The sequence below is a fragment of the Faecalibacterium sp. 3 genome (assembly GCF_048323735.1).
Classification (GTDB): Bacteria; Bacillota; Clostridia; order Oscillospirales; family Ruminococcaceae; genus Faecalibacterium; species Faecalibacterium wellingii.
This window is the reverse complement of the sequence record NZ_JBLWFN010000001.1, coordinates 1,405,577-1,430,893: the sequence shown is the minus strand read 5'-3', so window position 1 is coordinate 1,430,893 and position 25,317 is coordinate 1,405,577. Positions and strand designations below refer to the sequence as shown.

The 25,317-nt window shown below is 48.6% G+C and carries 27 protein-coding genes; 11 read left to right on the top strand and 16 right to left on the bottom strand.

All coding sequences use genetic code 11. From position 1 onward, the window contains the following. The 4 genes from opp1B to ACNSPV_RS06655 all read right to left on the bottom strand — a co-directional run bounded on the left by opp1B (position 1) and on the right by ACNSPV_RS06655 (position 4,111). Positions 1-939 carry a nickel/cobalt ABC transporter permease gene (gene opp1B / locus ACNSPV_RS06670; protein ID WP_348584033.1) on the bottom strand — a complete coding sequence of 313 codons (939 nt, stop codon included), beginning with the start codon at positions 937-939 and terminating at the stop codon, positions 1-3. A gap of 60 nt (positions 940-999) precedes the next feature. Further along, positions 1,000-2,625, bottom strand: coding sequence for a nickel ABC transporter substrate-binding protein (gene nikA / locus ACNSPV_RS06665; protein ID WP_348584035.1), 1,626 nt, complete (start codon positions 2,623-2,625; stop codon positions 1,000-1,002). A 165-nt stretch (positions 2,626-2,790) separates the two neighbouring features. Further along, positions 2,791-3,693, bottom strand: coding sequence for a LysR family transcriptional regulator (locus tag ACNSPV_RS06660; protein WP_348584037.1), 903 nt, complete (start codon positions 3,691-3,693; stop codon positions 2,791-2,793). Between the two features lie 166 nt (positions 3,694-3,859). Next, positions 3,860-4,111, bottom strand: coding sequence for a DUF6061 family protein (locus ACNSPV_RS06655; RefSeq protein WP_348584039.1), 252 nt, complete (start codon positions 4,109-4,111; stop codon positions 3,860-3,862). Between the two features lie 221 nt (positions 4,112-4,332). On the opposite strand from ACNSPV_RS06655, the gene ACNSPV_RS06650 reads away from it, so the two are divergent. Then, positions 4,333-4,788 carry a hypothetical protein gene (locus tag ACNSPV_RS06650; protein ID WP_348584041.1) on the top strand — a complete coding sequence of 152 codons (456 nt, stop codon included), beginning with the start codon at positions 4,333-4,335 and terminating at the stop codon, positions 4,786-4,788. 137 nt (positions 4,789-4,925) lie between these two features. On the opposite strand, the gene ACNSPV_RS06645 is transcribed toward ACNSPV_RS06650, so the two are convergent. The 6 genes from ACNSPV_RS06645 to ACNSPV_RS06620 all read right to left on the bottom strand — a co-directional run bounded on the left by ACNSPV_RS06645 (position 4,926) and on the right by ACNSPV_RS06620 (position 9,631). Next, a complete protein-coding gene (locus ACNSPV_RS06645; protein ID WP_348584043.1) occupies positions 4,926-6,092 on the bottom strand; it encodes an iron-containing alcohol dehydrogenase in 1,167 nt (388 codons plus the stop codon). A gap of 14 nt (positions 6,093-6,106) precedes the next feature. Further along, the gene (locus tag ACNSPV_RS06640) at positions 6,107-6,427 is read right to left on the bottom strand and encodes a carboxymuconolactone decarboxylase family protein (RefSeq protein ID WP_015561020.1); all 321 of its coding nucleotides are present in this window, start codon (positions 6,425-6,427) and stop codon (positions 6,107-6,109) included. 11 nt (positions 6,428-6,438) lie between these two features. Continuing rightward, positions 6,439-6,843, bottom strand: a complete 405-nt coding sequence (locus tag ACNSPV_RS06635) for a cupin domain-containing protein (RefSeq protein ID WP_348584045.1) — start codon at positions 6,841-6,843, stop codon at positions 6,439-6,441. A 131-nt stretch (positions 6,844-6,974) separates the two neighbouring features. Next, on the bottom strand, positions 6,975-8,318 hold the full coding sequence (locus ACNSPV_RS06630; protein ID WP_348584047.1) for an MATE family efflux transporter: 1,344 nt from the start codon (positions 8,316-8,318) through the stop codon (positions 6,975-6,977). 72 nt (positions 8,319-8,390) lie between these two features. After that, complete coding sequence (locus ACNSPV_RS06625; protein WP_348584048.1) at positions 8,391-8,627, bottom strand: hypothetical protein; 237 nt, start codon at positions 8,625-8,627, stop codon at positions 8,391-8,393. A gap of 113 nt (positions 8,628-8,740) precedes the next feature. Then, positions 8,741-9,631, bottom strand: coding sequence for a LysR family transcriptional regulator (locus ACNSPV_RS06620; RefSeq protein WP_348584050.1), 891 nt, complete (start codon positions 9,629-9,631; stop codon positions 8,741-8,743). Positions 9,632-9,792: 161 nt separating this feature from the next. Between ACNSPV_RS06620 and ACNSPV_RS06615 the strand changes: the two genes are divergently transcribed. The 7 genes from ACNSPV_RS06615 (at position 9,793) to ACNSPV_RS06585 (ending at position 17,409) form a co-directional block, all read left to right on the top strand. Continuing rightward, the gene (locus tag ACNSPV_RS06615) at positions 9,793-10,152 is read left to right on the top strand and encodes an ECF transporter S component (RefSeq protein WP_348584052.1); all 360 of its coding nucleotides are present in this window, start codon (positions 9,793-9,795) and stop codon (positions 10,150-10,152) included. A 965-nt stretch (positions 10,153-11,117) separates the two neighbouring features. Beyond that, positions 11,118-11,453: a hypothetical protein gene (locus ACNSPV_RS06610; RefSeq protein ID WP_348584054.1), complete on the top strand. Its 336-nt coding sequence runs from the start codon at positions 11,118-11,120 to the stop codon at positions 11,451-11,453. A 679-nt stretch (positions 11,454-12,132) separates the two neighbouring features. Continuing rightward, complete coding sequence (locus tag ACNSPV_RS06605; protein WP_348584055.1) at positions 12,133-13,383, top strand: hypothetical protein; 1,251 nt, start codon at positions 12,133-12,135, stop codon at positions 13,381-13,383. A gap of 76 nt (positions 13,384-13,459) precedes the next feature. Next, positions 13,460-14,752 carry a virulence-associated E family protein gene (locus tag ACNSPV_RS06600; protein WP_348585200.1) on the top strand — a complete coding sequence of 431 codons (1,293 nt, stop codon included), beginning with the start codon at positions 13,460-13,462 and terminating at the stop codon, positions 14,750-14,752. A gap of 212 nt (positions 14,753-14,964) precedes the next feature. Then, a complete protein-coding gene (locus ACNSPV_RS06595) occupies positions 14,965-15,279 on the top strand; it encodes a helix-turn-helix domain-containing protein (protein ID WP_348584057.1) in 315 nt (104 codons plus the stop codon). A gap of 13 nt (positions 15,280-15,292) precedes the next feature. After that, positions 15,293-16,690 (top strand): site-specific integrase, encoded by a 1,398-nt coding sequence (locus ACNSPV_RS06590; RefSeq protein ID WP_348584060.1) that lies wholly within the window; start codon positions 15,293-15,295, stop codon positions 16,688-16,690. A gap of 470 nt (positions 16,691-17,160) precedes the next feature. Continuing rightward, a complete protein-coding gene (locus ACNSPV_RS06585; RefSeq protein ID WP_097783552.1) occupies positions 17,161-17,409 on the top strand; it encodes a DUF6061 family protein in 249 nt (82 codons plus the stop codon). An 83-nt stretch (positions 17,410-17,492) separates the two neighbouring features. Here the strand turns inward: ACNSPV_RS06585 and ACNSPV_RS06580 are convergent, their stop codons facing one another. The 6 genes from ACNSPV_RS06580 to ACNSPV_RS06555 form a co-directional block, all read right to left on the bottom strand. Further along, a complete protein-coding gene (locus ACNSPV_RS06580) occupies positions 17,493-18,032 on the bottom strand; it encodes a hypothetical protein (RefSeq protein ID WP_112091226.1) in 540 nt (179 codons plus the stop codon). After that, positions 18,029-18,307 carry a hypothetical protein gene (locus ACNSPV_RS06575; protein WP_242699431.1) on the bottom strand — a complete coding sequence of 93 codons (279 nt, stop codon included), beginning with the start codon at positions 18,305-18,307 and terminating at the stop codon, positions 18,029-18,031. The genes ACNSPV_RS06580 and ACNSPV_RS06575 overlap by 4 nt, the downstream gene beginning before the upstream one ends. A gap of 133 nt (positions 18,308-18,440) precedes the next feature. Further along, positions 18,441-19,424, bottom strand: coding sequence for a hypothetical protein (locus ACNSPV_RS06570; RefSeq protein WP_242699430.1), 984 nt, complete (start codon positions 19,422-19,424; stop codon positions 18,441-18,443). A 237-nt stretch (positions 19,425-19,661) separates the two neighbouring features. Continuing rightward, a complete protein-coding gene (locus ACNSPV_RS06565; RefSeq protein WP_348584064.1) occupies positions 19,662-19,979 on the bottom strand; it encodes a zinc-ribbon domain-containing protein in 318 nt (105 codons plus the stop codon). Between the two features lie 142 nt (positions 19,980-20,121). Next, on the bottom strand, positions 20,122-20,787 hold the full coding sequence (locus tag ACNSPV_RS06560; protein WP_207697964.1) for a sigma-70 family RNA polymerase sigma factor: 666 nt from the start codon (positions 20,785-20,787) through the stop codon (positions 20,122-20,124). After that, positions 20,771-21,601 carry a helix-turn-helix domain-containing protein gene (locus ACNSPV_RS06555; protein WP_207697963.1) on the bottom strand — a complete coding sequence of 277 codons (831 nt, stop codon included), beginning with the start codon at positions 21,599-21,601 and terminating at the stop codon, positions 20,771-20,773. The genes ACNSPV_RS06560 and ACNSPV_RS06555 overlap by 17 nt, the downstream gene beginning before the upstream one ends. 674 nt (positions 21,602-22,275) lie before the next feature. Here ACNSPV_RS06555 and ACNSPV_RS06550 point away from each other — a divergent pair. The 3 genes from ACNSPV_RS06550 to ACNSPV_RS06540 are packed head-to-tail and all read left to right on the top strand — an operon-like array spanning position 22,276 to position 25,303. After that, a complete protein-coding gene (locus ACNSPV_RS06550) occupies positions 22,276-23,541 on the top strand; it encodes a plasmid recombination protein (RefSeq protein WP_348584066.1) in 1,266 nt (421 codons plus the stop codon). Positions 23,542-23,583: 42 nt separating this feature from the next. Continuing rightward, a complete protein-coding gene (locus ACNSPV_RS06545) occupies positions 23,584-23,898 on the top strand; it encodes a helix-turn-helix domain-containing protein (protein WP_370866644.1) in 315 nt (104 codons plus the stop codon). 16 nt (positions 23,899-23,914) lie between these two features. Beyond that, entirely contained in the window at positions 23,915-25,303 is a 1,389-nt protein-coding gene (locus tag ACNSPV_RS06540; protein ID WP_217285605.1) for a site-specific integrase, read from the top strand. The last annotated feature ends 14 nt before the right edge of the window (positions 25,304-25,317 follow it).

Genomic DNA, 25,317 nt, shown 5'->3' with positions numbered 1-25,317 from the left:
TCAGTCCTCCTTGCGCAGACGGGGATCGGAGACGGTCTGCAAAATATCAAACAGCAGATTGAACAGGACAAACAGTACCCCGATCAGCAAAACATAGGTCTGGATGACCGGGTAATCCCGATTGAAGATGGAACTGATGCAGAGCGTACCAAGTCCCGGCCACGAAAAAACATTTTCGACCACGATGGTGCCGGAGATCAGCTGCGGGATGCTCATACCCATCGCCACGATGCAGGTGTGCATGGAGTTTTTCAGAATGTGCTTGACCAGAATCGACTTCTGCGGCAGCCCGCGCACATTGGCGTAAAGCACATAGTCCTGTTTCATGTTTTCCAGCATATTGTTGCGAATCAGACGGATATACGTCGAAATATAGCTCAATGCCACCGTGAAGGACGGCAAGATCAGATGCCGCCATGTTCCGTTGCCATTGGTGGGAAGCCAGTTCAATTTAACACCAATGCCCCACATCAGCAGCAGACCCACCCAGTAGGCAGGCATAGCAGTCGTCACAAAGACCAGTCCGCGCATAATTTTATCAAACCAGCCGTCCTTATAGACTGCACAGAGGAAGCCGATGGGGATACTGAGCACCGCCACGATGACAAAAGAAGTTCCTGCCAGCTGAAGGGTTGCAGGCAGGCAACGCAGCAGCTCGCCCGCCACGGTGCGTTTCGGGTTGACATAGCTGATGCCAAAGTCACCGTGGAGACAGCCCAGCACCCAGTCAAAATAGCGGACAAAGAAGGGCTTGTTCAGACCAAGCTGTTCTTCCATCGCAGCGATGATTTCGTCCGTGATCACGGTGGTCTGCTGGACGCGCAGCGCGACCTCCGCCGGGTTGGATGGAATCAGATTGATAAAGCAGAAGCAGACGAAGGAAATGGCTAGCAGCAGCGGAATCGCCATCAACAGTCTGCGTACAACATAGCGTTTCATGGGCAGTCCTTTCTTCAAGAAAAGCCGCTCCATACCCGAAGCGGCTTTTCCTGTCAATTCTTATTCAAAATACATATCCGCAAAGGGCACATCGTACTGGTCGGTGCCAAAGTGGACGCCGTGCAGAGCAGAGGTGTACAGAGCCTTGTTGCACTCATAGGTCAGCGGCAGATACATTGCATCCTCGTGCAGGTTGGTCAGGACCGACTTATACAGCTCCTGACGCTCGGCCTCGTCCGTAGAAGTCAGGATTTTGGTAATGGCTTCGTCGATCTCCGCCTTGTCCTCAAGACCCTGCTGGGCGGCATAGTCGCCATAGACCGGGGCACGCATCGCAGCCAGCGAAGACTGCGGGTCATACGGCATCCCCCAGCAGATATTGAACACCATATCGAAGTTGCCGGCCTTCATGTTATCGCGGTAGGACTGCTCTTCCTCGCCGTGAATGGTCATGGAAATGCCCAGCTTGAGGTACTCGCTCTGAAGATACTCGGCAATGGTCTTTTCCGTCACGCTGTCGCTGTTGTAGAGCAGGTCGAGCGCCAGCTGCTTGCCATCCTTGGCGCGCATCTTGTCGCTGCCCAATACCCAGCCCGCTTCGTCAAGGATCTGCGCCGCAGTCTCGGTGCTGTACTCATAAGGCTTCAAGCCGACATTGCAGTAGGGGACCGTGGTGGCGTAAAGCGTATCCGCAGGCTGCTCCAGACCGTAGAAGATGCCGTCAGAGATGGTCTGACGGTCGGTAGCGTGCTGCAGCGCCTTACGAACTGCCGGGTCGCTCAGGATCTCATGGGTGGTGTTCATAACGATGTGCCGGGTAGAGGTGGGGTCAGACAGACCGACCGTGAACTTGTCGCTGTCCAGATACTGGCTGATCGCATCGGCATCGATCATGTTCTTGCCGAAAATCAGGTCGATCTCGCCGGATTCCAGAGCCATAATACGGGTCTGGTTGTCGGGAATGACCTTGACCGTGATCTTGCGGATGGCCGGAGCTTCGCCCCAGTAATTCTCGTTCCGCTCAAACACGGCGTATTCATCGGTCACGAAATCCGTCAGCACATAGGGACCGGTGCCAATGTGGCCATTGACGCCATCCTTCGTGCTGCCGTTGATCATGCAGTTGGGGGAGATCATGGCAAAGGGACGGATACAGCCCAGCTCCGTCAGCATGGGGTAGTAAGGCTCGCTCATCTCAATGACGAAGGTGTTTTCATCGGGAGCCGACACACCCACCAGCAGGTTCATCATTTCCAGCCAAGTGTGGCGTTCGCGGTTTTCCAGAATGGCGTTGAAGTTGGCAAGGATGGCATTCGCATCGCACTTTTCGCCATCCGAGAACAGAACATTGGGACGAATGTGGAAGGTGTAGGTGCAGCCATCCTCGCTGATGTCCCAGCTTTCCGCCAGACAGCCTTCATAACCGTTCGCCGTAATGCTGACCAGCGTATCGTAGAGGATGCTCTGGGCATACATTTCGCCCGCATACAGATGCGGGTTCAGATCACGAATATCACGATAGTTGACAAAGATCAGCTCATCGCGGACTTCCCCAGATGCCGCAGCGGAAGCGGATGCTGCGCTGGACGAAGCAGTGGACGAAGAGCTGGAGCCGCAGGCAGCCAGCACGCCGGTGCAGCAGGCACCCGCCATCAGCAGGCAGAAGTTTCTGCGAGAGATTTTCATAGTGTGTTTCCTCCTGTGGTATCAAAAAGCATCAGTTATAACGAAAAAGGAGCACCACGCTTGCCGCGCGGCGCTCCCATAGGATACCACAGTTTGTCCTGCCTGACCAGTGATGAAATCGGCATAGCTTTCCATAACAAATCGTTATAGCGGGTCACGCCTTTCTTAGAGCAGCTTTTTGAAATTTTCGATAAACCATTGTGCTGCTTCACTTAGTTCATCGCCCTCTGGTCGGACGATTCCAATCAGTAAAAATGGCTCACATCCGTTGATTTTCAGATTCTTAATGTCATAGTGTTTATACGGCTGGTGCATAAAATTGATGCCAAGGCTGCACAGGTCGGTCTGCATCAGCGCATTGATGGTCATGTGGTCGCTATTCGAGTAAATGGAATAATTCAAATCTTTGGTGCTGATAGCACCCAATGAGACCCGGTCCAGATGATGCTCCATAGAAAAGTAGTCCCGTACCGCCCCTATGAAGCGCAAGCTGGACAGCTCCGAGAAATCCACGCAGTCTCTCTCGTAATATGGGTGATTGGGACCCACATAGACACAGGCTTCTTTTACATCGAGCGGTTCGAATTCCAGATTTTTATGCCCAAGAATGTGCCGAAACGCCGCCAGCTGACGCTGTGCAATGTAGACGATACCGATTTCCGTCTGCCCACTGGCCACCCAGTTGCTGACCTCTTCCACACTGCCTTCCTGATGTTCGACGATGTACTCTTTACCCCAGTGTCGGTAAAAATCCACCAGAAGATTCGTGATCATATTGCTGGGGTAAGTTGCCAGCGTGAACTTTTTGCCGTTGTGATGTGTTGCCATCGAGCTGATCAGAGAAGCGTGTTTCAGAATGACTTTTGCATAATCGCGCACAGTCTCACCGTAGGGCGTGATCCGCAGCCCTCGGCTGCTCCGCTCCACCAATTTTCTCCCCAGCTCTTTTTCCAGCGAGGAAATCACCTTGCTGACATTTGGCTGCGATGTATAAAGGCATTCTGCTGCCTGGCTGAAGCTTCCTTTTTCACATACAATGGTAAAATACTCTAGCTGTTTGAGTTCCATCTTCTTTCGCGATCTCCTGAATCCAGTCAAATATACCACAGTTAGCTTTAGCTTACCTAGTATAGCATTCTTTCCAATGCAGTGCAAGATTAAAATCGCCGTTACGCAACCTAAAAAACGGAGCACCTTATAAAAGGTCTCCGTTTTGGATGTTTATTGATTTATCTTATGATTTTAGTCCATGACCTCCAGCTACATTCTTCAAATATTTCTCCAGGTCGCCATTCAGAATCAAATCCGCATAGCCCAGCGGGTCATTGTAGATGAGATAATCCAACTCCGACCTCTGCGCCATGGTCACATCCAACGCATCCTCGACCCCGGTGCAGTCGATGGATATTTTTCTTCCATCCCGGAGCAGCAGCTCCACGCACCCGGTGTCCATGTTGAATTTGCAGGCTCTTTCATCGTACTTCATGTTTGTGTCCTTTCCGCCTTACGGCACTCTCACAATGGTCTGTCGTGCTTTCTTATGATAAGGTCTAGGACATTTTTCGATGGAAGCAAGGGATTCGTTCTGTTTTCCGAAGAATACAAAAAATCCGAACCCTTCTCCTATCGGAAAAAAGTTCGGATTTTGTTGTTGTGGTGCACCTCCAGGGACTCGAACCCTGGGCCCACTGATTAAGAGAAACCAACGTGCAACAATCGTCAATTTTCAAAATTGCGTCAATTCGTTATTTTTATCGTTTTATCGTAAATTTACGTTTTGCATCTGCTGCATTCCTTGCACCTGTTATCCCCTCTCGCATCCGTTATCCAGCTGTTCCGGTGTGCAAAAAGTGTGCAAAAATGTGCAGAGCCAAAATCAACCCCTTAAAACAGGCATTGAGTTTTTATGCAAAGCCAGGAAAACGGTCAGGTTCGAGCCCAAAACGGCAGCTGCAATCTTGCCTGTTTAGACCAAGCATCAAATGTACATTCACAACTATGATTCATGGCAGGGATTTGGACAATCGAACAGACACTACCTTATTGGCAGGTACACTATGGAAGCATGGTGTACCTATTATTTTTTCAAAAAATTTCAAAAAGACCTTGACTGCACGGTTCGTGCAGCTTTATGCTTTAGACACAGGAGGTAAGAAGCCATGAAAATTCTTAATGAAGTTGTGCCACAATGTCAAGTGATGAATTAAAAAAAAAAGACAAGCACCATCAAAGAAAAATTTCTTTCACAGCACTTGTCTTTCTCTATTATATTATCGTTCTAAAAGCTCCTTCTTAAATACTTACAGACTGTTCTTCAAAATCTCCAACACTTCATCATGATTCAACACCTTATATCCACCTTCCATGATGAAGGTTCCATTTGCGATCCCCTGCAACATTTCTTCTGTTGCTCCCAACTCATGGAGATTCATTGTAAGTCCCAGTTCTTTCATCCAAACTTCCATACAGGAAAGCCCTTCTCTGGCAACCTGTTCATCAGCTTTTCCAGCAGGATCGACCTCCCACACATTCACAGCAAAACGGCAAAACTTGCTAAGACCATAAGGCATAATATACCGATAGTAAGGAAGTGACACCGCAGAAAGCGTCATTCCGTGAGTTGCATCCGTATATGCTCCTACTGCCTGACCAAGCATATGAACCATCCAGTCGGTACTTTTTCCTCTGGAAACAAGCGTATTCAGTGCCCAGGTTGCAGCCCACATGATATTCGACCTTGCCTCATAGTCCTCTGGATTCCGAATGGCAATTCTCGAACTGTGAATTACCGATTTCATCAGTGCCTCGCTGATATAATCGCTGGTATTGTCGTCCTCCCCAGAGAAATACTGCTCGCAGATATGGTTGAAAATATCATAAATGCCGGCCACCATCTGCTGTTTCGGCAATGTGAACGTGAATTTCGGATTCAGGATTGCAAACTTCGGCATCACAGCATCTCCAAACACATGACCAATTTTCAGCTTTTGATCGTGATTGGTGATGACCGCACCTCCATTCATTTCGCTTCCGGTTCCCACCATAGTCAATACACAGCCAACAGGGACAATCTCACAATCCGGCTCCTCAAAGCGGATATAATATTTCTCCCATGGATCTTCGTCACAGTGAACAGACACGGAAAGCGCTTTTGCATAGTCGCAGCAAGAGCCGCCGCCTACAGCCAGCAGAAAGTCCACATGATTCTCTCTGGCAATCTGAACACCCTCCCGCAGTTTCTCCACGGTAGGATTTGGCATCACTCCTCCATCCTCAACGACTACTTTTCCGTTATCTTTCAGTAATCTCATAACCTGATTGTAAATACCATTTTTCTTGATAGAACCACCGCCATAAATCAACTGAACGGTTTTTCCATATTTGGGAAGCTCCTCGTTCAAAGAACAAAGAGACTCCTCTCCAAAGTAAAGTTTTGTCGGATTTGAATACGAAAAATTTCCTAACATACTGTTTTTCCTCCTTAGTCCTGATAGATTTCCTTCGCCATGCGGAATGCTGCCCAGGCCTTCGGCCAGCCAGCATAAAAGGCAGCGTGTGTCAAAATTTCTGCCATTTCTTCTTTTGTAACACCGTTCTTTTTTGCCTCTCCTATATGAAAGGCAAGAGAACTGTCCAGAACACCGCTTGCCATAAGTGCTGTTACTGTGACGATGCTTCTGTCTCTTGCAGGCAGCTTATCTTCTCGTGACCACACTTCTCCAAACAGCACGTCATCATTCAGTTCCGCAAATTTTGGTGCAAAATCACCCAGGGCATCTCTGCCCGCTGTTACCTTTTTCATAATTTGTCTCCTTATTTTAGCTTACTGTATTCTTCTTCCTTCACCGGTTCCAACCATTCATTAGAACTTCCTTCTGCCGGGACCTCCACCGCCAAATGAGAAAACCAGCTATCAGGAGCAGCGCCATGCCAATGCTTCACTTCCGGCGCAATATTGATGACATCACCGGGGTTCATCTCCTGAGCCGGTTTTCCCCACTCCTGATAATATCCACGTCCGGCAGTACAGAGCAAAATCTGTCCGCCTTTGTGATGAATATGCCAGTTATTCCGGCATCCTGGCTCAAAAGTTACATTTGCAATTCCAACTCTTTCCGTTGTCAGCATGGACAGGTAACTCTGTCCAACAAAATATTGTGCATACGCATCATTTTTCTCACCCAATGGGAAGATCTGTTTAAAATCTTTTTCTGTCATGATTGATTCTCCCTTCAAGAATTAAAATAGCCTAAAATTTCTTGCATCCTTGCAACCTGATCCACATGGAACGGGCAGCGTTTGTTACAATGCCCACATCCAACTCACAGACTTTTTACCCATAAATGAATCTATATCACCTGAAATGTTTTCCATTTTCCGGACTTCTGCCTCCAGAAAAATATGACCGCACGAATGCTCCAGTCACAAACCATTGCAATAGCAATCCCGATCACGCCCATTTTCAAAACAATTCCTAAGAACCATGATAAAAGGAGACGCACTGCTATCGTGGAGATAACCGAAACATACATGGTAAATTTCACATCACCCGCTGCCCGCAGCCCATTACTAAGTGCACCGGAAAAGGGATATGCTGCTGCATTAAACACGTTATGGATTAAAACCAGCCAGATTACAAGCCGTTTGGTCTCCGGCTGCAAAGCATAAAATTTCATAAAGAATGGAGTCAGAAGAAAAATCAAAAGATTCCATGCCGATGAAATCAGCAATGTGATTCTTGTCAATCTCTTAAAATTATGCTCCGCAGCATCTGCATCGCCATTTCCCATACACTGTCCAATGACCGTTATAAATATGGGCCCCATAGCAACTCCCGCCAGCGCAGCCAATGACCAGATACTTTGTGCAACACCATTTGCAGCAATCTGATATGTTCCAAAAAGTGCAACGATACCGCTTAATGCTACTTTGACTAACTGGAATACACCGTTTTCCATCCCATTTGGAATAGCGATTTTTAGAATTTGTTTCATGAAATCCACATTCCACCGGAAAATCCACTTGCAGCGATAGAACACTTCATTTTTTCTCTGAAAACAAAGTACTGTAATCATCACGGCTGAAAATGTCCGAGCGATCAGTGAAGGGTATGCAACACCTGCAACACCTGCATGCAAAACAAATACACCAATGAGATTTCCAATAACATTGATGATATTGGAAATTACCGACAAATACATGGTCACACTGGTTTTTCCAATACTGCGAAAAAGGGCAGCGCCAGCATTGTAAACCGCCAATGCCGGATAGGAATATGCAGAAATCCTAAGGTATGTAATACAAGCGTGCATCACAGAATCTTCCACTTTACCGAACATCAGACGAAGCATCCCTTCATTTCCAATTAGAACCATCCCTGCGATCAGTATGGAAAAAATCGTAGAGAATGATAGAAGCTGACTGGCGGATTCTCCAGCGTCATCATTTTTCTTTCTACCAATATACTGGCTGATCACAACCGCCCCTCCAGATGCCAATGCTGTAAACAGATAAATAAAAATAGTATTGAACTGATTTACCAGTGAAACACCGGATACTGCCGCTTCTCCTGCGTAGCTGACCACCAGTGTGTCCGCCATCCCTACAAGCATTATCAGCAGCTGCTCTAAAAACAGGGGAATAATCATAGCCATCAACTTCTCGTTTGAAAACAGAGTTGTTTGCTGATTCATGCCTTTTCCTCCACTAAGATTTTACAATTTATTCCTTTCTTCTGCTCTGTGAGGTTATCTTTCTGAGTCCTTTCACTGTGTAAAAGCCGATAAAGACCCATAGTCCCATTTATTGTTATTTTTTATTTTACAGATCATATAATCGATTGCATCAAGTGACTGCTGCTTTTCATGTACCTCATCAAGCAATTTGTACCGATATTTTCGCAACATCCTTATCTGCATTTCTTGATCTTCACATCCTGAAATTTTTGCGATTTCTTCTTTGCTTAATCCGGCGTTTATAAGGGAATCATAATCCGGTTTCATGAAATGGCACTCCCTCCTCAATAAAAAATATAGGTGCAGAAATTAAAGCTGTTTGCTTTATCTCTACGCCTATATTATAATTTTCTAATTGAATTATATCAAATACTTAGTTTTTATGGTTTTTTCATGCCTAAAAAGCATTGAATATGTTTGATGAATTTTGTGGTTGCTAAGCTAAACGGCTGACCACGTTTCCATGCTAATACACTTGTTGCTGTAATTGGCGGATCAAGCGGTCTGAATGTAACCTTTGATTGATCCCAGAAGGGTACAGCCCCTTCAATCACCAATGAATATGCCAAGCCTCCATTCACCATAATTGCGCTGTTCGTACTTAAATTGCTGGTAAAAACAATATCCAGTTTCTCATAGTAGTTGCCAAACCAACTTGCCAACTCACTCTGCACATTCATACGCCTTGGAAGAATCAAAGGCAGTACAGACAAATCTTTTGCGCTTACCGTTTCTTTCTTGGAGAGTGGATCATCCGATTTCATCAGAACCACCCATTTTTCCCTTATATTCAAGCGAATAAATTCATATTTTTCCATATCAACCGGCTCAAGAAGCAAACCAATATCCAGTAGTCCCTTATCCATTTGTTCCTTTACCAAATCTGCTGTGGCTGTAAAAATGTCAAAAGTAACACGGGGATATTTCTGACGAAAGGACTCAATTATTTTAGGAAGAAGTTGTACAGCAGCAATTTCTCCACACCCAATGGAAATTTTACCTTCCACCTGTTCCTCTTGCTCCACTAATTCTTTTTCTGTCTTATCTACAAGCTGCAAAATTTCTTCCGCACGACGGCGAAGAAGTATTCCTTCATTTGTCAATTTGATTTTCCGTGTCCCTCTATCAAACAGCTTTACACCAATATCTTCCTCCATCTGTGCAAGCTGACGTGAAAGTGTCGGCTGCGTGATATGTAAAACTTCTGAGGCTTTTGTGATACTTTCTTCCCTTACTACAGTCAGAAAATATCGAAGAACTCTAATTTCCACGAAAAACACCTCCCAAATTCATCATGCTTAATAAGTATATTTTAACGTATCTATACTCGAAAGGCAATAAAAAACATCTGCTCATCGTATGCTCACCGGCAATGTAATTTTATGTAAAACTTGATAAACCCCTATCTCTCATTGATAGAGAGATATCCTCAATGGAGCATGGAGAGATTGCCAACTTTCTGATGGGCGCTTCTTATGTGGTCGCTGCCGGAGCTATTTATAAACGCCACAAAACCAAGAAAACAGCATGGATCGCCTGTGTCACCGCCAGCTTTGTGATAGGTATTGCCGCAGCACTGGCAAACTACTTCATCCTGCTTCCCCTGTTTGAAACCTTTATGCCGTTGGATCAGCTCATCGCCTCTTTCGGCGCGTTCCTGCCGTTCATTCACACAAAGCTGGACATTGTGCTGTTCAATGCCTTGCCTTCCAACATTCTGAAAGGACTTGTCATCGGCGGCTTTACCATGCTAATATACAAGCGGCTTGCGCCGATCCTGAAAGGTCGTTGATGTTATAGCGCAATTGTGACCCACAGGGGGGCTAGTGCCGTCCAGCCCTCTCTCTTTTCGCCAAGGTTTCCCTTGTTTTTTCTTGCAATCTGCCGAAATCAGCGTGTTCTCAAAGCTTTTTGTTGACATGGCTCGATTTTTGTGGTAATCTATTCCAACAATTTAATATAACATATTTACTTAGAGTTCCAGCTCAGCTCCCGAAGGAGCCGGAGCAAGTTTTTGACTTTCTTATCGCTACATAGCAAACCCGAACTAAGGCCATCCCGGAAGGGATGGTCAGGTTCAGGTTGTTGTGTGGCGATTTTTTATTGCCAAATCCAGCACCGTACCTTGAAAACCGAAAGACCGTCTGCATTGGATACCCGGCCATGACCCCGTAAGGGAGAGCCGGAAAACGCCGCCGGAAGGGGGCAGGAAAGCCATGCAGGGAGAACGGCGCACCCAATATCAACTGGTCAAAATGGCCAGTTGATGTGGTGAATGACACAAAGCGTCATTCATCAGAAAAACCTTATGCGTTACGGCTCACCTCATGTGGACATTTTAACCACATGGGGTGAATTGCCGCAGCTTGAATCAATGTAGACAATTTGTCCACATTGATTCTGTTCGTGCTACGCTTAACCTCGACTTGACATTTTGTCAAGCCACGGTGAAATCTGGTAAGTGTCGCTTTCCGGTATTTGCCAGATTACTGTAACACGATTACCCCATGGTGGGTTACGAAAACCGTAACTCACCACTTGGAAGTGGTAAATGGACAAAATGTCCACTTACCACCCAGCATTAACGCACAGATTTTAGTTGGTGATCATTTTGATCACCAACCAGACAATCGTAACGCTTTATTGTGTAAAAGTGGTGGTTATCATTTTGGTAACCACCATATACCCGTAACATTTGGGGCAAATAATGCTTTTCATTATCCACCACACACCTGTAACAGCCAAAGGAGGATGCCTATGACAACAGAACAATGGGAACGTGAAAATCAGGACACCCTGATGGAATATTTCATTGATGGCGACCCCAGTGTGCGCAGAATCCAATGTGAATACTGCCGCAAGGTCATCTACACCCAGACCCGAAACCGCAAATATTGCAGTTTCCAAACATGCGGTCACAAGATGCTGAATCTACGGAAAAGCCTTAAAAAGCGTGCCGAACGTGGAACGTATACCTGCGCTTGCTGCGGGGAGCAGTTCTTACCGATTCGGGCAGATGCCAGATATTGCAGCAATGCCTGTCGGCAGAAAGGCTACCGCCAGCGTAAAACAATCGCACACACTTCTCTTTGAGGGACTTGACAAAGTTTGTCAAGTTCCTTATCGGTGTTACTTTTATTTAGTAAAGTGGCACTTCCCATTCTGGGAAGTGCCAAAATACCGTAACTCTTAATCGCTCACTCCCAAATCCCCAAAGTGGGAATTCGGGCTGTCATCTGAAATCAGGTTACGCTTTCCGTAACTTGATTTGCAACTCCCGCCGAATCAAGTTCCCACTTTGGGAACTTGATTGTAGCTGTATCAAAATCAAGTTATCAAAATGATAACTTGATTGCATCCGTGGCAGAGCCACCGGAGTTTCCATTTTGATAACTCCGGTTTTATCTGTAACACGTCACTCCCACTCCGTAAAAATCAGGTGATCAAAATGAGCACTTGATTCTACCTGTAACGCCTCAAAGTCGTTGAAAATCAGGTGCCGCTATCCGGCACTTGATTTTTTACCCGTAACAGAATCAGTGGGTCAAAATGGCCCACTGAAAAAGCCGGACGAGCTGCGGGCAGAGATTCGCAAATCTTTGCCCGCCAGCTTGCCAAAATCAACGGGCCAAAATGGCCCGTTGAAGGGAGTCAAGGGGGAACGCCTTGCCCAGTGATATGATGCTGTGCGTCATATCCTACTGGGTATTATCTGGCGCAAAACGGCGGCAGATCCAGCAGCTCCGCTGCTGCGTTTTTCCACGCCAAGCTGTTGAAACGGAGGAATGTCTATCTGAAATTAACACGACACAACGGACGAGCCGGAACCCACGGCACCTATAACCCAAAACACAATGACCGCAGTTTCAACCTTGCCAACAGTGAACACATCGACTCGGAACGAGCCAAGGGCAACATCTACTGGGACTGCTTCCACGGTTTCCGTTCGGCTCTCGACCCACAAGACCCGGATGATCTGGCGGCAACCTTCTCGGACGTAGAACGGCAGTTCTACGAAACCCACTACACGGCTTTTGTGGAAAGCCAGAACGAGCGAAACGCCAGGATCCGGCACACGGAACGCAACCGCTCCATTCCCGACCTGCTGTCCAGCCGCAAGACCTGCCCGGAAGAGACCATCTACCAGCTGGGAACGCTGGATGAACACGCTTCGGCGGAGGACTTGCTGAACATCGTCACCGAGTTCATTGACGAGTTCAAGTCCAAGTTTGGCGACCATGTTCATGTGCTGGACTGGGCACTGCATCTGGACGAAAGCACACCCCACATCCACGAACGTCATGTGTTCGACTGTGAGAATAAGTACGGCGAGGTGGCACCCCAGCAGGAAAAGGCGTTGGAAGCGTTGGGCTTTGAGCTGCCCGACCCGGACAAGCCCCTCAGCCGCCGCAACAACCGCAAAATCACCTTTGATGCCGCCTGCCGGAAGATGCTGTTTGAAATCGCCAAGCGGCACGGGCTGGAATTGGAGGAAGAAGCGGAGTACGGCAACCGCAAATATCTGGAAAAGCAGGATTTCATCCTTGCTAAACAAAAGGAGCAGCTTGCCGCCCAGCAGAACAAGCTGGACGAATTGACCCTCAAGGTCAACGACATGGAAACGCTGATCGACGAGGTATCGGCTGCGGCTTACGACAAGGCGGTGGAGGTCGTGACGGACGTGGTACGCACCGAGACCCGCAAGGAAGATATGCAGATGATCGAGGACACGAAGAAGTGGGTGCTGTCCCCGGAACGCAAGGCTCCGCAACCCACGAGAGAATATGCAGCCCATCGGTTGGATACCGTGTTGGACAAGTTTCTCAAGACCATGCAGACCACCGCTGCCCGCTTGCAAGAGAAGCTGCTGAAGCCGGAAGTCCGGCAGAAAGGCAAGGAGCAGGTCAAGGAGAAAGCACGGGATTCTGTTCTGCAACTGCTAAGCCGCTTGCAGGCAGAACAGGCGCAGCGGAATCCATCTGTACTTTCAACTGCGGAAAAGTCAGAAAATCGCTTTCAATAATAATACGAGGTGATGTTTATTGAGCAAAGAAGTCAACGAAGAACGTGCTCCCCGAACCGTTACCGATGTGAAAGAAATGCTGACCAAGCACTCCAATGGCGAAATTCAGCGGACAATCCAGAACTGTATCACGATTTTGCAGAACGACCATGTGCTTGCCGATGCCATCCGGCTGAACTTGTTGAGTGAGCGCATCGACATTGTGAAGCCCGTAGGCTGGCCCCGCTCCGGCAAGCCCCTGAACGACACCGACATGAAGTATATCCTGCGGAGAATGGAGAAATACGGTATTTCCAGCGAAAAGAAAATCGAATCTGCTATCCGCATCGTTGCCAACGAGAACCGTTATCATCCCATCCGGGATTACCTGAACGGCCTGCAATGGGACGGCACGGAACGGATAGCCCACGTCCTGCACCATTTTCTCGGTGCTGCGGAGGACGAGTACACTTGCGAAGCCATGAAGATTTTCTTGCTGGGAGCCATTAAGCGCGTGTTCCAGCCGGGATGTAAGTTTGAGACCATGCTCTGTCTGGTGGGCGGACAAGGCACAGGAAAGTCCAGCTTTTTTCGGCTGTTGGCGGTCAAGGATGAATGGTTCTCGGACGACCTGCGGCGGCTGGACGACGACAACGTGTACCGAAAGCTGCAAGGCCACTGGATCATCGAAATGTCGGAGATGATCGCCACCGCCAATGCCAAAAGCATCGAGGAAATCAAGAGCTTTCTCAGCAAGCAGAAGGAGACCTATAAAGTCCCATACGAGACCCATCCTGCCGACCGTCTGCGCCAGTGCGTCTTTGCTGGCACGACCAACCGGCAGGATTTTTTGCCCCGTGACCGCACAGGCAACCGCCGCTTCATCCCTGTCCCGGTGGATGCGGAACTGGCCGAAGTCCACATTCTAGACAACGAGGAGAAATCCCGTGCCTATATCGACCAGCTTTGGGCGGAAGCCATGACCATCTACAACAGCGGCAACTACAAGCTGGCGTTCAGCCCCGCCATGCAGGAAACGTTGCAAGCCCATCAACAGGACTTCATGCAGGAGGATGCACAGGCGGGCATGATCTATGCCTTTCTGGAGGACTACACGGGTGACCGGGTGTGTTCCAAGCAGCTCTATGCGGAGGCACTGGGCAACACCAACATCCCGGCAGAGTGGGAGACCCGCGCTATCTGCGAGATCATGAATACGGGAATTTCGCGCGGCGATATCCAAGGCTGGCAGGCGCACAAAACCGCCAAGCGTTACCCGAAGTACGGGGTTCAGAAAGGCTGGGAGCGCGTAACCAGCCCCGAAACCGGGGCTGAAGATTTCTCCGAAATAACGGATGCAGAAGCCCAGCAACTGGGCTTTCCCTTCTGATGGACAGCGGTTACACGTCTGGTTACAGATTCGGTTACGTTCCAGTTACGGCGAAAAAGCCGCATGACTGCTGTGTTTTTCTCTTTCTGTAACCATGTAACCTTAAAAAGAGAAGAAAAAGTATAAAGCCCACCGGATGCCCTGTGTGCAGAAAAAGAGAGTTTTCCTGTCCGGTTACAGGCGTTCGGTTACAAGGAATTGGAGGTCTGCCTATGAATATGAATCGGCCTGACACGACCGAAGATGTGAAATACAAAGATTATACGAATAAATCCTTGCAAATGGACTCGAACCTCGCTACAATGGATATGTCTAAATCCCCTGCCATTGAATCTTCTGACCAGACCAAAGCAGCCAAGCACGAACCTCTTGTTTACCGGGTGGAGGAAATCGCCCAGCTTTTGGCGATTTCTCCTCGCGCTGCGTACAACCTGTGCAACACTACGAAGGATTTTCGGGTGCTGCGCATCGGCACCAGCATCCGAGTGAACAAGCAGAGTTTCGACAACTGGTTTGCGGCGGTCTGAGGGAGGTAAATCTATGGCATCTATTATGAAGCGAGGAGATTCCTACTCCGTCCGTTACAAGTACAAAGACCATTCCGGCAAGCCCTGCGAGGGATGGGAAAGTTTCAAGACCAAGAAGGAGGCGCAAGAGCGAAAGATCACGGTCGAAAAAGAACTGCTGGACGGCACGTTCCTCGTTCCCGACACCATGACGGTGGAGGAAATACTGTACAAGTGGATTCCCATTCAGTCCACCAAGCACAAATGGTCCCCCAAGACCTACACCCAGTCCGTGGCGATGGTGCAGAACCTTATCGTCCCCTATATCGGCAATCGCAAGGTGCAGGAACTGCGCACTTACGACATCGAGAAGTTCTATGCCACCCTTGCTAAGACCCCTTGTGGGCAGTATGTTCACGGCGTAAAGCAGACCCTGACTGATAAGCAGAAGAAACGGCTGCTGTCCAGCACCTCTATCCACGAAGTCCACACGCTGCTCAAGACCGCATTCTCCTATGCGGTGGAATGGGATTTGATCCACAAGATTCCCCTGCCCCGTGATGCCCCCAAGGTCAATATCGAGGAACGCACCATCTGGGACGAGAAAACCATGCTGGCAGCCTTGCAGACCATCGAGAACCCTGCCCTGCATCTGGCGGTGCACATGAGCATGATCCTTTCGCTCCGTGAGGGTGAAATTCTCGGCTTGCAGCCGAGTGATCTGGACTTTGATGCCGCCGATGGGCGCGGCACCATCTCAGTCAACAAGATCATGCAGCGAGCCAACAAGGACGCTCTGGAAAAACTCGACCCCAATCAGGTGTATCACACCTTCCCGGACAGACGGGAGGGCAGCAAGTCCTCTCTCATCCTGAAAAAGCCCAAGACCAAGAAGTCCAACCGTATCCTGTATATGACCAAGCCCTTGAAGGAAGAACTGCTGGCGTGGCTGGAAAAGCTCAAACAGGACGAGCAGAACGCCCCGGAGAAATATAGAAACTGCGGGCAACTGTTCCGACTGCCCGATGGTCTGCCCATTGCGCCAGAACTGCTGACCAAGTGGTATCGGCAATGGCGGTCAGCGCACCCGGAGTTCGAGCAGATCGTGTTCCACGGTCTGCGGCATTCCAGTGCCACCTACCAGCTCTTGCAGTCGGACGGTGACTTCAAGTCGGTGCAGGGTAACACAGGCCATGCGACGGCATCTGTTCTGATGGACACCTACGCCCACACACAGGACAAGCCCCGGTTGGAGCTGACCGAGAAGATCGAAGCAAACTTCTACTCCCAAGACCTAACCCCGGCAGCATCCCAGCCCCGGCAAAACGAAAAGCCGGCGGCAACAAAAATCTCCGGTAAGGAGATCCTTGAAGCCATCCGGCTGATGGACGCAGACGAACGCAGAGAATTGACGAGAGCCTTGTTCGCCTAAAATTTCTTCTTTTTATGCAAAGGAAAGCAGGCTGTGCAAACCTTGCGCAGAAAAGCCCCTGATTCGGGCAAATGTGCAAACGGTGTGCAGAAAGTGTGCAGCCGCTTTCTTACATAAAGAAAGAACGCCAAATCTTTCGATTTGACGTTCAAATTTTGGTGCACCTCCAGGGACTCGAACCCTGGGCCCACTGATTAAGAGAGCAAGCCGCCGGTTCGTCTCAATTTATGGAAGTTTCGAGTTATCGTTATTTTTAATCAAGGCAACGTGATTTTTCACCTGGTAATTTCTGCACTCTTTGTCGGATTTTGCAGCGAAAAGTACCCTTTGCACGTTTTGAAACCGTGCAAAATCCGTGCAGAAACCGTGCACTTACTCTCTGACAAACAAAATCGACCTATCCCCCATCGACTTGACGGCATTGGTTTGAGTGGCCGCACACCAAAAATCAAGTCTAGGAGGACACTACTATGATGAAACTACTTTCCTGCCGCTACAATATGGACACCAACCGGGTGGAAGCCCGGTTTGAGGATGGCACTGTCCTTTCCCTTGACTGCATCGCCATTGAGGACGAGTACGGCAACACCCCGGCACAGCGGGCAGAACTGGATTGGCTGCTCTACAATAAGCCATTGGAGTACGCCCAGCTTGTGCTGAGTGGTGAGATTGAACACTACCTTTCACTTGGCTGCGACCATGGCAGACTGGAAGATTGACCTTTAATTAAAATATCCAAGGCAAAACAACAGCCCTCTACTTGCAGTCGTTGCAAATAGAGGGCTCATGATTAGTTAGTAGTTCAACCTATTATGGTAACCATCTGAAAATACTGATACTGGTATTCATCTTCTAATACCGCCTGCATTTCTTCCATGTATAGCGGGTCTTTCAACAGTTTGGGATGAAATGCTCGCTCTCTCCAGAGTCGGACTCCAATTTCGGGAAAAAAATATTCCGTTCCCAGTTGCAAGTCCTTTTCGTTGCAAATAACGTTGTCCTTTTTCATTAAGCTATCAATAATACACTCGGCGGCTGTATTAAACATATCCATCCCGAACAATTTTATTGATGCCACTTTAGACAAATCACGCTGGATGCCGATTTCAGCAGCTTTTCCGTTCCGATACTGCACAAGAAAGAACGAATCATTATCCATATATCGTCCGGTTATCAAATTAGGGTCATCGGTTTCCGCACAACATTCCATTTGCATTGCTTCATCAGAAGAATTCGACCACTGTTTCTTCATTTGTAGAAGAGCATTTTCTAATTCATCTGATGTCATGCCTAATTTTAATTGTCCAATTCCAATATGTGGTTCAATAATTATCTCTTTCATAACAAAACCTTATACCAAAAAGTGAGCCATACAAATGCAGCAGTTGCACATATCATCAGAACCAGTAGTATCGTACTTGCAAGTTTTTTCTCAATGGAAACTTTCTGATTTTCGCACAAGACAATTTGCTGAAGATTGTGAAATTCGGCTTCGCTGACATTTCCATTTAACGCTTTCCATGTATTGCGGCGTTCTGTAACCAGCAAGAAATCAGACAGCATTTCCATAAAAATGACAGCGAAAAATGCCAAAGAAAGAAACACATACTGCTCCATTGGCTTGCCGTCAAAGTATCTCGGAGTGCTGCCGGTTTCAAGGACTGTACCGCAATGACATAAAGTACGGTACTTTGTTCACAGTTGTTCTCCTTAATCTGCTGGCACCTATACACCGTTATTCCCATCATGTCTAAAAGCGAATTGATTTTGCAATTTCCAATGCCTGGCTTTCCGACACAGAACTTGCTTCAAGTTCAATTGCAACAAAGCATTCTTTCTCGTTATCATAAGCGAGAACGCCTAAATTGTTTACTGGTTCTGAATTTGCACCATCTTGAAAAATTACCGTTGTAAGTGCAGTCGTTCCGCGTTCCGTGGTTTGTATCACATCGTATTTATTATCCGTGTCAAACCTGTAAACCGATCCTAGCCGAAGTGCAGAGTAAACAATCTGCACGGAATCTCTATCACCTTCATATGGTTCATAGGTACTGTATCCAACCGCGCCAACCAACACATGATTTTTGTCATAAATATCATATACTGGATAAGACGGATTCAGGCTTGCAAGAGCAAGTGGTTTATTTTCAGCACGTTGCGTTTGTTCTCTCTTTTGAATTTTCCACCCTTGCGGAAGTTCGATTGAAATAACACTGCTCGCTTGTCCTAATTCTTCAGTTTGAAATTCAATTTGCCGATTTGGTTTCTCCTTGTTTTCAGCTTGTTCTCCTAAAATATCTGATGCGATTTGTCCATATTCTTTATCAGTAGTGATGGATTCCAGATACTGATAAAGCGTATTTCTTTCTTCATCCGATCCTCTATAGGGAAGCTCTGTTTTTATGCCGGATAAAACAAGCTGCTGAAAGTCTTTATCATTCATCAGTTTGTCATATTTCAACACATACAGTGTGTCTTGAGGGAATTTGATAAGACGATTTGTCAACACCGAAAAGCAATCTTCTGTATACCCACCATCCGATTCTTTAAGCTTTTGCAGTACTTGGCTTGTGCTGGCATTTTCAAGATTAGATAAAAATTCCTGCTCGCTTGTCACCGATGTCGATATAGGAGAGTTCATAGAAGTTGAAGAGGATACTTTTGTTGAGCAAGCTGACAATCCTATGATTGTCGCAACCGAAATTGCAATGAAGCTCCTTTTCATATAGAACATACACCTCCCGTTTGTTTCCATCAGAAGCTTTTACTTAGACAACGCAGCAACCAACACATTTGTTGCAGGATTTTCCAAATTTGTTTACTTAAACAAAAATCCATCCTCACATTTGTGCTCATCTGAACTTTGAGCATTATTTCCACAGCCAATCAATGTAAGTACCAGCGCAAGGCAAAGAACTATTATAGCCCTCTTTTTCATACGGTTTCCTCCTTCTATGTTTTTTCTTCACATTTATCGGACTTTTCCACAGTTTTTGCAAAAAAGTTCAGAAGAAGCATTTAATGTTCCGCAGTCCGGGCAATACCATCTTCCGTCTGGCATCGGTTCAACAGGCGAGGGCGTTTGGTGTGCTTTTGCTGGAGTTTGAACGGGTGATGCAGTAAACAGCGGCGCAATATTCACATCTCTACGGCCAACACCAGCAAGGCTTCTAAAATCCAACGATTTAACTTCTTGTGCCAATGTCCGTTTTGGTTCAATATACTGACCGCACCGTTGGCAATATCGAACACCCAACTTGTTTTCATAACCACAATTTTTACAAGTCATCAAAGCTCCCTCCTTGCTTTTTGTTTAGATAACGAAATTTAAGCCTGATTTATTTCGTTTGTCCACAAAATTTTTCAAAATCGTATAGCTGCACATAAATTTCCAGAAAACTTGTAGCACAATCACGATTTTTTCTTTTTATTCAAAGAAACCACCACGGCAGTTCCAGCCACAAATTATCCATGACCTGTTCCTCCGTCTTTTTTGCGCGGCCTTTTGTCAGGTGAAAGTATATCGCCGTGCCGATCAGCGGATGTTCCTCGCCATCGGTGAAGCCATAGCGGTACAGCAGATAGGTCTGCTCCCGTTGGGTCAGCCGTTTCAGGCCATCGTACAGTTCCCGGCGCGATTCCTGCTCTTCCATAATACTCTGCGGCTGCATGGCATAAGGGTCGGCTATGGCTTCGATACGCCGCAGCTGCTCTTCTCCCGGCAGAACCTCATCCAGCGAAACGCGCTGGTAGCAGACGCCGTCCTTGTCTTCCGTCACCATCCGCTGCTCAAAAGCGGCAAAGGCATCCCGCACCATGTCCATCATGGCGTTGCGGATGGCCGGAGCTGCGTAGGTCAGGAACTTCATGCCGCGCGCCGCATCGAACTTCGGCACAGCTTTCCATAAGCCCAGATTGCCCGCTTGTTTCAAATCGTTCGTGTCAAGGTTCAGGCCAGACTGTGCCAGATTCATGCTGCGGAAGAGGTCATTTGCCACCTTGCCAATAAAGGACTTGTTGTTTTCAATCAGGCTGTCCAGTGCGGCGGCATCGCCTTTCTGTGCCAGCGCACAAAGCCGTTCATTCGTCTGCTTCATGGGCGTTTTCCTGCTCTGCGGCAGACTGCAAGATTTCCAGCAGACCGTTCCGCAGCTGTTCCAGTGCTTCCGGCGTAGCTCCCTCCATGCCCGAAACACTGTCCAACATTGCATCCGTCAGCTGCTCTGCCGTAATCGTTGGGTGCTGCACATCCTGCCCCTTGGTCAGTTCATTGAACATCTTCTCGGCCACTTTCTTGCTCATGGCTTCCTGTTCGGCGTAATGGCTCCCGATGCCCTTTTTGATTTCCTTGACCGCTGCCATGAAGTACATCTCAATGTCATCAAGGTCACCTTGGTATACTGGCTTTCTCCGAAGGCTGATGTCCTTTGCGGCTTTGGCTGCTTCCGGGGTCTTGACCTTCGTGCGAAGCAGATTGCTCAGGGTGGAAAGCATGGCATTCTGTGCTGCGATACCAGACGCAAAAGTATCATCAAAATACTGCGATATGCGGTAAGTAAGTTCTGCGAAGCGAGCGTTTTCCAGCAGCAGGTTGACCACCTCCGCATTGATGCGCCCTGTGTAGAGGTTCTTTGCGGCTTCTACGGACAAGCCCAGTTCGGCAATGTCGTAATTTTTGCGGTCGGGGATGTTGGTTTCTCCCAGCAGGAAATCCGTGGACACTTTGAACAGCCTTGCAATCTTTAGCACCTGCTCATGGGTCAGGGTTCCTTTCGCACCACTAATAAAACGGCTGATGGTGCTCTTGGAGCAGCCGATCTCCTTGGCGAGTTCTGGTTGGCTGATGTTGTGCTCTTTCATCAAGTCCGCAAGACGGATGTTGGATGGTGCGGGCAGATATTCCTGTGCCATGTGGTCGGCCCTCCTTTTTGAGCTTTTTCCTCATTATAATACGCTCTTCCGTTTTGTTCAATATACGGTTTCCTCTCCGCCCTTGCTGTTGCAATCCTGCAACCGGTAAGGGCTTTTTTCTTTTTCCGTTGCAGTTCTGCCGCTTTTTCGCCTTTCCTGCAAAATTTTCCGTATATTCAGGCAGGAAGCAAAAAACACCAGAGTTCCCACGCTAGGGACTCTGGTGCAGTACATAACATCGCCCTGCCCGGTGGCCGCAGGGTGCGGGGCTTTGTGGGCATCGAGCCGCTTGTCCACCCCTGTCCATAAAAAGTGCATTTTTTCACGGAAGAAGTTCGTACAACCTGTACGGTCTGTACTTGTACGCACCCGTACGGCAAATCGAGATAAATTAAGGCGTGTTATCGTTTATATTTCGGGTTTCCGTACACCGTACGAACCGTACAGGTTATTTGAACTCCGTACGCGATTTTTTCGGATGCGTACGGAGCAATCAAGTTCGCATTGTGCGAACTTGATTGTAACTCTCCCGCAGGAGACGTTCCCCCTCGGAGAGCCCACTACACTTTGCAGACCATAGGGATGAAAGTGTCATAGTGGGTTATTACACTTCCGAAGAAGTGCATCTTCGTTCCCCGTCACCTCTCGATGAACCCCGAAAGGAGGGATGCCCTTTGGCAAGAAATGATGGTATTGACCGCACCAGTGTCCGAAATCTCGCCGTTTCAGACAAAGCCGTTGACAACACCCAGCAGCACAACGAGCGCGAAAAGGACAGCTACCGGAACCCCGACATCATCCCCCAGCGCACTGCATGGAACGTCCACTTCAAAAAGCCAACCGCCAGCTACACCGACCTGTTCTCCCAACTGGAAACCGCTGGCACGATTTCAACGCGCGGCCTGAAGCCGGATGCCACCCATTATTGCGAGCTTGTCTTTGATGTCAACTCTGCCTATTTTGACAACCACGGCGGCTATGAGTTCGCCAAGCAGTTCTATGAGGATGCCTACAAAGCTGCTGTGCAAATCGTGGGTGGTGAGCAGTATATCCTCTCGGCAGTCATGCACGCCGATGAGGTCAACCGTGCCATGACCGAAGCATTAGGCCGGGAGGTCTACCACTACCACCTCCATGTGGTCTATGTGCCCGTGGTTGAAAAGCAGATCCTCTGGTCGAAACGCTGCAAGGACAAGGCGTTGGTCGGCACAGTCAAGGAGACCGTCATGCAGGTCAGCCGAAGCAAGAAGTGGGCATCCAAGCCCCTGCTGGACGATGCCGGAAAGCCTGTGCTGCAAAAGAACGGCAAACCAGTCCTGAAGAAGTCGTACAGCGTCCTGCAAGACGATTTCTTCAACTATATGCGCAATGCCGGGTATACGGATGTAGAGCGCGGTGAACGCGGCAGCACCGAAGAACACTTGACTGTCACCCAGTTTAAAGTCCAGAGGGAGCAGGAACGGCTGGACGCCCTGACTGCTCAAGCCAACCAGCAGGCGCAGTCGCTTGCTAAAACCTGCCAAACCCTCTCCAAAAAGGAGAAAGAGCTTGCCGCCGTTCAGAAAAAGGCCACGCTCACGAAAGAAGCCCTCATTCATGCGCGTGATCTGGATTATATTGGCAAGCGCACCTTTCTCGGCAACTACTCGCTGACCGAGGAAGAATTCTCCAAGCTGAAAAAGCAGGCTGACCACGGCTATATGATGGACGTGGAGAACCGCCGCCTGAAAGAAGAACTTTCCACGGCCAAGAAGGAAGCAGCCCATTGGGGTCAAAAGTATCATGAACTCTGGTACGAGGTGAAGCCCTATCTGGATGCCCTCCACCGTGCGCCGGAACTGGTGCGCGGCTTTCTGGAAAAGATTCTTGCCCCCAAGCAGGAGCGCACCATGAATGTGCAGCAACGAAACCACAGGCGTAGGCAGGATGTAGAACTTTAATCTGAATTTTTAGATGATATGACAATATAAGGAGCAATGCTTATGGATTTTGACCGTAATTCTATGAACGTCCCTGTGCAATCTTCCGATTATACGAAAAAGTTCTTGCAAAAGGACTTGAATCCCACTACAATGGAGGTGGTCACTCAAACCAATGCCGTCAAGTCTCCGACTGACAGCCCGGAAACCACGAAGCTGGTGTACACGGTGAACGATATTGCACGAATGCTGGCCATCAGCCTGCGCTCTGCTTACAACCTGTGCAACAGCACCACCGAATTCCGTGTCCTACGGGTAGGCGGAAGCATCCGTGTACCGAAAGACAGTTTCGATGCGTGGCTCTACCGGGCAGCTTGATAAGGAGGCAAACAGTATGGCATATATTACGAAGCGCGGCAACTCTTACAGCGTCCGATACACCTACGAAGATGAACACGGCAAGAGCTGCGACAAATGGGAAAGTTTTCCCACAAAAGAGGAGGCAACGAACCGAAAGAAGCAAATCGAGCATGAACTGGCAGCTGGCACATTCCTGATTCCGTCCTCTGTGACGGTAGCAGAGTTCCTCATGGATTGGCTGCCCAAGCAGTGCAGCAAGCACAAGTGGGCCCCCAAAACCTACGAATCCAATCTTTCCACCATTCAGAACCTTATTATCCCCTATATCGGCAGCATGGAGATGCAGAAACTCAAGCCCTACCACATGGAAAACCTCTATACGACCCTGAGCAAAACGCCCTGCGGTTCGTATATCGAGGGAAAGAAGCAGGAATTGACCGAAAAGCAGAAACAGCGGTTCCTTTCCGGCACGACGATCCATGAGGTGCATCGGCTGCTGGGCACAGCGTTCCAGTACGCCGTGGAATGGGGCATTCTTGTCAAAAGTCCTGTTCCCGTGGACAGCCCCAAGAAGTCCACGCAGGAGCGCTCCATCTGGACGGTAGAGGAAATGCGGGCGGCTCTGGACAGCATGGATGACCCTATCCTGCATCTGGCAGTCCACCTCACACTGGTGGGCGCACTGCGAGAGGGCGAGATCGTAGGTCTGACCCCAGAGGATATTGACTTTGACGCTGCGGACGGCATCGGAACATTCCGTATCAACAAATCCATGCAGCGAGTGCGTAAAGAAGCCCTGAATCAGGTAGACGACGGCTGCATCATCAAGGTATTCCCGGACAAGCTGGAACGCAGCACCACTTCTCTCATCCTGAAAAGCACCAAAACGGCGTCCTCCTGCCGTACCATCTTCATGACCTCTGCTCTGAAAGAGGAACTGAAGAAGTGGCTGAATCAGCTGGCGGCAGACGAGATGAAAGATCCGGCACGCTACCATGACAGCGGAATGCTGTTCCGTCTGCCCAACGGTCTGGCTGTGGAGCCTGTGCTGATTCGCAAAAAGTTCCTCAAATGGCAGGATGCACACCCGGAGTTCCCTCGTATTGTGTTCCACGGTCTGCGGCATTCCAGTGCGACTTATCAGCTGATGATCTCCGGCGGCGATGTGAAGGCCGTTCAGGGAACCACTGGACACGCTACGGCAGATATGCTGGTGAACACCTACGCCCATATCCAGCAGTCCTCTCGTGTTGAACTGGGGAAGAAGTTCGAGGAAGGGTTCTATGCTAAGTCCGAAAGCCCCAGCCCACAGGCTGTACCCGCCGCAGGCGAACCGACCATCTCTATGACTGCTCTGCTGGAACTTCTGAAGAACGCAGACCCCGAAGTAAAGGCGCAGCTCCGTCTGGCTCTTCTGACCTGATGCAAAATTTACCA